The organism is Streptomyces sp. NPDC014889 (genome assembly GCF_043081205.1).
Classification (GTDB): Bacteria; Actinomycetota; Actinomycetes; order Streptomycetales; family Streptomycetaceae; genus Streptomyces.
This window is the reverse complement of the sequence record NZ_JBIBWH010000001.1, coordinates 450,060-458,963: the sequence shown is the minus strand read 5'-3', so window position 1 is coordinate 458,963 and position 8,904 is coordinate 450,060. Positions and strand designations below refer to the sequence as shown.

The following is an 8,904-nucleotide window of genomic DNA, read 5'->3' as shown; positions in this document are numbered from 1 at the left end:
CGATCCGCACCGGGACCGGCGCGCCAACCCCCGACACCATCGCCCGCAGCGCCGCGCCGGCCGCGGCCCGGACCGGCCCCACGCCGGAAGGCCGTCCGCGCGGCCCGCGCCCCGGCTGTCGTCGGCCCTGGGGCGGGCCGTGCGTGCGGTGGCGTGCGGCGCGGCACGCACGGCCGTCCTGTCCCACGGCCCCGACCGCAAAAGCCCCGCGGCGCCGCGCCGGCCGCAGCCCGGACCAGGCCCACGCCGGAAAGCGGCCCGCAATACAGAACATCCCGCGAGGCAGGCCGGCCGCAGGGCACGATCCGCACCGGGACCGGCGCGCCAACCCCCGACACCATCGCCCGCAGCGCCGCGCCGGCCGCGGCCCGGACCGGCCCCACGCCGGAAGGCCGTCCGTGCGGCCCGCGCCCCGGCTGTCGTCGGCCCTGGGGCGGGCCGTGCATGCGGCGCGGCACGCACGGCCGTCCTGTCCCACGGCCCCGACCGCAAAAGCCCCGCGGCGCCGCGCCGGCCGCGGCCCGGACCAGGCCCACGCCGGAAGGCCGTCCGCGCGGCCCCCACCCCAGCTGTCGTCGGCCCTGGGGCGGGCCGTGCGTGCGGTGGCGTGCGGTGCGGCACGCACGGCCGTCCTGTTCCGCGCCCCGGCCGCAAAAGCCCCGCGGCGCCGTGCCGCCCGCGGCCGTTCTTCCCCCGTCCCCGGCCGTAAAGGCTCTCGCGTCGTCGTGCGAGGATCGGGGGCGTTGTTCATGTGCCGCAGTCGAAGGAGAGCGTGCGATGGCCACGAAGCCGCCCATGGGTGATCCGGTTCAGGACGCGCCGCAGGTAGCCGAGCCGCAGCACGCGGCGGCGGGGCTGCCGGCCATCGGGCACACGCTGCGGATCGCCCAGCAGCAGATGGGGGTGCGGCGCACCGCGCTGACCCTGCTGCGGGTGAACCAGAAGGACGGCTTCGACTGCCCGGGCTGCGCCTGGCCCGAGCCCGAGCACCGGCACACGGCCGAGTTCTGCGAGAACGGCGCGAAGGCGGTCGCCGAGGAGGCCACCCTGCGCCGGGTCACCCCGGAGTTCTTCGCCGCGCACTCCGTGTCCGACCTGGCGGACCGCAGCGGGTACTGGCTGGGCCAGCAGGGACGGCTCACTCACCCCATGTACCTGCCCGAGGGCGCCGAGCACTACGAACCGGTCACCTGGGAGCGCGCCTTCGACATCGTCGCGGAGGAGATCGCCGCCCTCGGCTCCCCCGACGAGGCCCTCTTCTACACCTCCGGCCGCACCAGCAACGAGGCCGCGTTCCTCTACCAGCTCTTCGCCCGCGAGCTCGGCACCAACAACCTGCCCGACTGCTCCAACATGTGCCACGAGTCCTCCGGCTCGGCCCTGTCGGAGACGATCGGGGTCGGCAAGGGCAGTGTCCTCCTTGAGGACCTGTACAAGGCCGATCTGATCATCGTCGCCGGGCAGAACCCGGGGACGAACCACCCCCGGATGCTCTCCGCCCTGGAGAAGGCCAAGGCGGGCGGCGCGAGGATCATCAGCGTCAACCCGCTGCCCGAGGCCGGTCTGGAGCGGTTCAAGAACCCGCAGACCCCGCAGGGCATGCTCAAGGGCGCCGCGCTCACCGACCTGTTCCTCCAGATCCGCATCGGCGGCGACCAGGCCCTCTTCCGCCTCCTCAACAAGCTGATCCTCGACACCGAGGGCGCGGTGGACGAGCAGTTCGTCCGCGAACACACCCATGGCTACGAGGACTTCGCGCGGGCCGCCCGCGCCGCCGACTGGGACGAGACGCTCACCGCGACCGGACTCACCCGCGCGGAGATCGACCGCGCGCTGGAGATGGTCCTCGCCTCCGAGCGCACCATCGTGTGCTGGGCGATGGGCCTGACCCAGCACAAGCACTCGGTGCCGACCATCCGCGAGGTCGTCAACTTCCTGCTGCTGCGCGGCAACATCGGCCGCCCGGGCGCGGGCGTGTGCCCGGTGCGCGGCCACTCCAACGTGCAGGGCGACCGCACCATGGGCATCTTCGAGCGCCCCGATCCCGCCTTCCTGGACGCCCTGGAGAAGGAGTTCGGCTTCGCACCGCCGCGCGAGCACGGCTACGACGTCGTACGCGCCATCCGGGCCCTGCGCGACGGCGAGGCGAAGGTGTTCTTCGCCATGGGCGGCAACTTCGTCTCCGCCTCGCCCGACACCGACGTCACCGAGGCCGCCATGCGCCGGGCCCGGCTGACGGTGCACGTGTCGACCAAGCTCAACCGCTCCCACGTGGTCACGGGCGCGCGTGCGCTGATCCTGCCCACCCTCGGCCGCACCGAGCGGGACGTGCAGGAGGGAGGCGAGCAGTTCGTCACCGTCGAGGACTCCATGGGCATGGTGCACGCCTCCCGGGGCCGGCTGCGGCCCGCGGGACCGCAGTTGAAGTCGGAGCCGGCCATCGTGTGCGCTCTGGCCCGCCGGGTGCTGGGCGAGAACAGCGTGGTTCCCTGGGAGGAGTTCGAGAAGGACTACGCCGCGATCCGCGACCGGATCGCCCGGGTGGTCCCCGGCTTCGAGGACTTCAACGCGCGCGTGGCCCCTCCCCAAGCTCTCGGCTCCGCTCGAGCAGGGGATACCCCATCCGGCGGCTTCGCGCTGCCGCACGCCCCGCGCGACGAGCGCCGCTTCCCGACGGCCACCGGCAAGGCCAACTTCACCGCCGCGCCGGTGGAGTACCCCGAACTGCCCGAGGGCCGGCTGCTGTTGCAGACGCTGCGCTCGCACGACCAGTACAACACCACGGTGTACGGCCTCGACGACCGCTACCGGGGGATCAAGAACGGCCGGCGGGTGGTGCTGGTCAACCCGGAGGACGCGCGGGCGCTCGGGGTGGCCGACGGATCGTACGTGGACCTGGTCGGCGAGTGGAAGGACGGCGTGGAGCGGCGGGCACCGGGCTTCCGGGTCGTGCACTATCCGACGGCCCGCGGCTGCGCCGCCTCCTACTACCCGGAGACCAATGTGCTGGTGCCGCTGGACGCCACCGCCGACACCAGCAACACCCCGGCCAGCAAGTCCGTCGTGGTGCGTCTGGAACAATCGGCGGCCGACTGAGCGTTCGCTCAGTGAATGCGGTGGCCGATCGACCACGAGCCGACCGGCACCGGGCCGATTCCAGGACGAACGGAGCCGCACCCCATGGGCGAGCAGCAGCACGTGAAGTTCCCGCAGGAAGTCCTCGACGAGTACGCCGCGCTCGGCGTCGACCTGCCCGCCCTCTTCTCCGCCGGACACCTCGGCACCCGCATGGGCGTGCAGATCCTGGAGGCGTCCGCAGACCGCGTCGTCGGCACCATGCCGGTGGAGGGCAACACCCAGCCCTACGGGCTGCTGCACGGCGGCGCCTCCGCCGTCCTCGCCGAGACCCTCGGCTCCGTCGGCGCCATGCTGCACGGCGGCAGCTCCAAGATCGCCGTGGGTGTCGACCTGAACTGCACCCATCACCGCGGGGCGCGCTCCGGGCTGGTCACCGGAGTGGCCACACCCCTCCACCGGGGACGCTCGACGGCGACGTACGAGATCGTGATCAGCGACGAGGAGGGGCGTCGGGTGTGCAGCGCCCGTCTGACCTGCCTGCTGCGCGACGTGAACCCGGGCGACGGCCCCGCGGGCGCGGCCGGCTGAGCCACGGAACCGCCTCCCCGACCGTTGCCCCCGGACACCGGGCCGCCTAGCTTCTTGCCATGACAACGGGAGGAGCGTCCCGGCCGGGGGCGCGGTCGAGCCGGTTCCGCCCCCAACTACCGCCTTTCCCCAAGCACCTGACTGACCGTCGACTCAAGGGCGACCACCCCGGCAGGAGACCGGGGCCGTGAGCGGCGTCGGGCCGCTCGAACCGGGCGAGGGCACGCACGCGTGGGACACCTCCGACCTGGACGACCCGGACACCCGAGACATCCCGGACGACCCCCACGCCCGCCCCCTCGCGCCCCTGACCCGCTTGTACCGGCGCCACCGCCGGGCCGCGCTCACCGCCCTGACGCTCACCCTCCTCCTCGCGGGCGTCGGCTACTTGTCCGCCATCCGCCAGGACACCCCGCAGCCCCGGCCACGCCCGCCGGCGCCGCCCTATCCCTCCCAAGTGACCGACGTGTCCTACCTGGACGAGGTCGCCGCACCCCACGACGGCAAAACCAGGACATTCAGCTTCGCGGTGCTGGTCAGCGTGCGGTCCGGCCCACCCGTGACCGTCACCGGCATCACCCAGCCGTACGCGGGTCTTTCCCTCACCTCCGAGCCCCGGGCACCTTTCCTCACCCGGGCGGGATCCGCCCATAAAGTTGTGATCACCATGCATGTGAAGGAATGCGGAAAAGTGCCGGGGAACGCCGGCCTCCCCTTCCTGGACGTAACACTGCGTAATAAACGCGCAATCCAGGTGCACAGTTTCATCCTCGGGCCGCGCTATGCCCAGAGCCTCTCCCAATCCCTGCAAGGCGCCTGCGGCAACGGTTCCCGGTAATCACCAAAACCGCTGAGACACCTGATCGCAGCACCACGCGTCCTGCGGGTTCTCAGAATCCGGACCGGGCGAATCCGCCTGAATTCCGCTCTTCCACCCGCCGCGTACCGCTCTGCAATACGTCGTGTCATAACAAGAGAGTCACAGCCTTGGCCAAGCCCTCCTCGACGTTCCCTGTGCGCGCCTAGAGTCACCGCCAGTCACGGCGCGTCGGATTACCTCTTCGACTCCGCGCTCGACTCGACCTCTTCCAGGGGGGAGGGGCCGTGCCAGGGAAAGGACTGATCGTGCGTCAACGTTCACTCATCGCCGTTACCGCAGCACTGGCAGCGGGAGCACTCACCCTCACCGCCTGCGGCTCCCGGGGTGGTGACAAGGGTTCCGACTCCGGCAACGGTGGCACCACCGTGGTCATCGGCGTCGACGCCCCGCTGACCGGCGACCTGTCCGCCATGGGCCTCGGCATCAAGAACTCCGCCGACCTCGCCGCCAAGACGGCCAACAAGCAGAAGTTCGTCGAGGGCGTCACCTTCAAGATCCAGGCCCTGGACGACCAGGCCCAGCCCTCCTCGGGCCAGCAGAACGCCGTCAAGCTCGTCGCCAACAAGGACGTCCTCGGCGCCGTCGGCCCCCTCAACTCCTCCGTCTCGGAGTCCATGCAGAAGGTCTTCGACGACGCCAAGCTGGTCCAGGTCTCCCCCGCCAACACCGGCCCCTCCCTCAGCCAGGGCCCCGACTGGCGGACCAAGAAGGTGCGCCAGTACAAGTCGTACTTCCGCACCGCGACCACGGACGCCATCCAGGGCCCGTTCGCCGCCCAGTACGTCTACAACATGGCGAAGAAGACGAAGGTCTTCGTCATCGACGACAAGAAGACCTACGGCGCCGGCCTGGCCGGCACCTTCACCGACGAGTTCAAGAAGCTCGGCGGCAAGGTCGTCGGCACCGAGCACATCAACCCCGACACCAAGGACTTCTCCGCGGTCGCCACCAAGGTCAAGAAGTCCGGCGCGGACATCGTCTACTACGGCGGCGAGTACCCGCAGGCCGGCCCGCTCAGCAAGCAGATCAAGGCCGCCGGCGCCAAGGTCCCGCTCATCGGCGGCGACGGCATCAACGACGCCAAGTTCATCGAGCTGGCCGGCCCCGACAGCGGCGGCGACCTCGCCACCTCCGTCGGCACCCCGGTCGAGGAACTCGACTCCGCCAAGCAGTTCACGGCCGACTACAAGGCCGCCGGCTACAAGGAGGAGTACTCCGCCTACGGCGGCTACTCCTACGACTCCGCCTGGGCCATCATCGAGGCCGTCAAGAAGGTCGTCGACGACAACGGCGGCAAGCTGCCCTCCGACGCCCGCGCCAAGGTCACCGAGGCCATGCAGAACGTCTCCTTCGACGGAGTGACCGGCAAGGTCTCCTTCGACGAGTTCGGCGACGCCACCAACAAGCAGCTCACCGTCTACGCCGTCAAGAACGGCGCCTGGGAGTCGGTCCACTCCGGGACCTTCACGGGCTGAGTCACCACCAGCACCGCTCAACCGTCGCGCGGGGCGCTGTTCCACTGGCGCCCCGCGCGCACGCGCATCCGGCCCACAATCCGTCAAACATCCGAACGTCTCGGAGGACATGCGGTGAACGAACTGCCGCAGCAGCTGGTCAACGGCCTGCTACTGGGATCCATGTACGGGCTCGTCGCCATCGGCTACACGATGGTCTATGGCATCGTCCAGCTCATCAACTTCGCCCATGGCGAGATCTTCATGACCGGCGCCTTCGGGGCACTCTCGGTCTACCTGTGGCTGCCGGGCGGCACCACCATGTGGATCACGCTGCCGCTCATGCTCGTCGGCGCCATCATCGTCGCCGTGCTCGTCGCCATCGGGGCGGAACGGTTCGCCTACCGCCCCCTGCGCGGCGGCCCGCGCCTGGCGCCCCTGATCACCGCGATCGGCCTCTCCCTCGCGCTCCAGCAGGCGGTGTGGGCCTGGTACCCGGACGCCAAGTCCGCGCGCACCTTCCCGCAGATCGCCGGCGGCCCCTTCGAGATCGGCAGCGTCACCATCCAGACCGGTGACATCTTCCTCATCTGCGCCGCCCCCCTCAGCATGGCCATCCTCGCCTACTTCGTCATGAAGACCCGTACCGGACGAGGCATGCAGGCCACCGCGCAGGACCCGGACACCGCCAAGCTGATGGGCGTCAACACCGACCGCATCATCGTGGTCGCCTTCGCCCTCGGCGCCACGTTCGCCGCCGTCGGATCCGTCGCCTACGGCCTCAAGTACGGCGAGATCCAGTTCCGGATGGGCTTCATCCTCGGCCTGAAGGCCTTCACCGCGGCCGTCCTCGGCGGCATCGGCAACATCTACGGCGCCATGATCGGCGGCATCGTCCTCGGCGTCGCCGAGACCCTCGCCACCGCCTACATCTCCGACATCCCCGGCATGCACCAGTTCGGCAGCCAGTCCTGGGCCGACGTCTGGGCGTTCGTACTCCTCATCCTCGTGCTGCTGTTCAGGCCACAGGGCCTGCTCGGCGAGCGCGTGGCGGACAGGGCGTGACACCGATGACCACACAGACCACCGCACCCGACGCCGCAGGCGCGCCCGACGCCGGCAGCGCCGCCCCCAGCGGCTTCATCCGCCTGCCCGAGCACATCGGCCTCGCCCTGGCCACCGGCGGCTCCGTCCTGACCGTCGCCTCCGCCTTCCTCGCCTGGACCTGGACGTCCGAATTCCCCGGCGACCTCACCGTCTACGGCTACCCCGGCGGCCTCCAGGTCCTCGTCCTCATCGGCGCGCTGCTCACCGCGCTCCTCGGCCTCGCCGCCTACGGAGTCAAGGGCCTCGGCTGGCTCGTGCCCGCCGGCGGCACCGGCGCACTCACCCTGGCCGCGCTCGGCACCTTCGGCACCGCCTGGTACACCATCCTCGCGATCAGCGGCAAACTCGGCGGCCTTGTCAACCTCGAACCGGGCGGATGGGTCCTCGCCGCGGCCACCGTCATCACCCTGATCGGCGTGCTCTCCCTGCCGTTCGAACGGCCGGTGACCGAACCCGTCGACCCCGAGGACAGCACCCGGGACCGGATACGGCACAGCGCGCGCAACAAGCTCGCCGTGGTCCGGGCAGCCGTCCCCTCCGGCACCCCCGCCCCGGCCCGCACCCTGCCGCTCTACGCCGAGATCCTCGTCATCATCGCGGCCATGGCCATCGGCCTCACCGTCTTCACGTACGGCATCAGCACCTCGTACGACGAGCTCTTCATCGGCTTCCTCATCACCGTCGGCTTCGGCTTCGCCGCGATCTTCAAGTCCGGGCTCGTGGCCCGTGTCTCGGCGATCACCGCCAAGCACCGCAACGTCACCATGCTCAGCGCCTTCGTGGCCGCGGCCGCCTTCCCCTTCACCCAGTCCGACGACCAGTACGCGGCGATCGGCGTCTACATCCTGATCTTCGCCACCGTCGCACTCGGCCTGAACATCGTCGTCGGCCTCGCCGGCCTGCTCGACCTCGGTTACGTCGCCTTCCTCGGCGTCGGCGCCTACACCGCGGCCCTGGTCTCCGGCTCGCCGTCCTCGCCCCTGCACCTCCATCTCCCGTTCTGGGCCTCCGCGTTGCTCGGCGGCGTGGTCGCCATGATCTTCGGCGTCCTCATCGGCGCCCCCACCCTGCGGCTGCGCGGCGACTACCTCGCCATCGTCACCCTCGGCTTCGGAGAGATCTTCCGCATCGCCGTCCTCAACATGGACGGCACCTCAGGACCCGACGTCACCAACGGCTCCAACGGCATCTCCTCCGTACCGAACCTGAACATTCTCGGCTTCGACTTCGGCCAGGAGCACACCTTCCTCGGGTTCACCATCGCCCGCTTCGCCAACTACTTCCTGCTGATGCTCCTGATCACGCTGATCGTCGTCGTGGTCTTCCGGCGCAGCAGCGACTCCCGCATCGGCCGCGCCTGGATCGCCATCCGCGAGGACGAGACCGCCGCACGCGCCATGGGCATCAACGGCTTCCGCGTCAAGCTCATCGCCTTCGCCCTCGGCGCCACGCTGGCCGGCCTCGCCGGCGCCGTCCAGGCCCACGTCACCTACACCGTGACACCCGAGCAGTACCAGTTCGCCCACGTCGTCCCGCCCAACTCCGCCTTCCTGCTCGCCGCGGTCGTCCTCGGCGGCATGGGCACCATCAGCGGCCCCCTCGTCGGCGCGGCACTGCTCTACCTCATCCCGGCCAAGCTCCAGTTCCTCGGCGACTACCAGCTCCTGGCCTTCGGTCTCGCACTCGTACTGCTGATGCGCTTCCGCCCGGAAGGCCTCATCCCCAACCGGCGCCGCCAGCTCGAATTCCACGAGCAGACGGAGGCACCCGCGGTCCTCAGCAAGGCAGGGGTCTGAC

General features: G+C 70.5%; 6 protein-coding genes. All 6 read left to right on the top strand.

Annotation, left to right across the window (positions count from 1 at the left end; translation table 11 throughout):
- Nucleotides 1–777: 777 nt before the first annotated feature.
- The 6 genes from ACF09J_RS02070 to ACF09J_RS02045 all read left to right on the top strand — a co-directional run bounded on the left by ACF09J_RS02070 (nt 778) and on the right by ACF09J_RS02045 (nt 8,903).
- Nucleotides 778–3,096 carry an FdhF/YdeP family oxidoreductase gene (locus tag ACF09J_RS02070; protein ID WP_392303435.1) on the top strand — a complete coding sequence of 773 codons (2,319 nt, stop codon included), beginning with the start codon at nt 778–780 and terminating at the stop codon, nt 3,094–3,096.
- An 84-nt stretch (nt 3,097–3,180) separates the two neighbouring features.
- The gene (locus ACF09J_RS02065; protein ID WP_392303434.1) at nt 3,181–3,666 is read left to right on the top strand and encodes a hotdog fold thioesterase; all 486 of its coding nucleotides are present in this window, start codon (nt 3,181–3,183) and stop codon (nt 3,664–3,666) included.
- 187 nt (nt 3,667–3,853) lie between these two features.
- Nucleotides 3,854–4,504 (top strand): Tat pathway signal sequence domain protein, encoded by a 651-nt coding sequence (locus tag ACF09J_RS02060; protein WP_392303433.1) that lies wholly within the window; start codon nt 3,854–3,856, stop codon nt 4,502–4,504.
- 287 nt (nt 4,505–4,791) lie between these two features.
- Complete coding sequence (locus ACF09J_RS02055) at nt 4,792–6,021, top strand: branched-chain amino acid ABC transporter substrate-binding protein (RefSeq protein ID WP_392303432.1); 1,230 nt, start codon at nt 4,792–4,794, stop codon at nt 6,019–6,021.
- Nucleotides 6,022–6,135: 114 nt separating this feature from the next.
- The gene (locus ACF09J_RS02050) at nt 6,136–7,065 is read left to right on the top strand and encodes a branched-chain amino acid ABC transporter permease (protein WP_225074208.1); all 930 of its coding nucleotides are present in this window, start codon (nt 6,136–6,138) and stop codon (nt 7,063–7,065) included.
- A gap of 5 nt (nt 7,066–7,070) precedes the next feature.
- The gene (locus ACF09J_RS02045) at nt 7,071–8,903 is read left to right on the top strand and encodes a branched-chain amino acid ABC transporter permease (protein ID WP_392303431.1); all 1,833 of its coding nucleotides are present in this window, start codon (nt 7,071–7,073) and stop codon (nt 8,901–8,903) included.
- Nucleotide 8,904: the final 1 nt, after the last annotated feature.

Bases quoted from the DNA above. Each gene is read 5' to 3' on its own strand.
- ACF09J_RS02045 (WP_392303431.1), top strand. From the start codon at position 7,071: ATGACCACACAGACCACCGCACCCGACGCCGCAGGCGCGCCCGACGCC.
- ACF09J_RS02070 (WP_392303435.1), top strand. From the start codon at position 778: ATGGCCACGAAGCCGCCCATGGGTGATCCGGTTCAGGACGCGCCGCAG.
- ACF09J_RS02065 (WP_392303434.1), top strand. From the start codon at position 3,181: ATGGGCGAGCAGCAGCACGTGAAGTTCCCGCAGGAAGTCCTCGACGAG.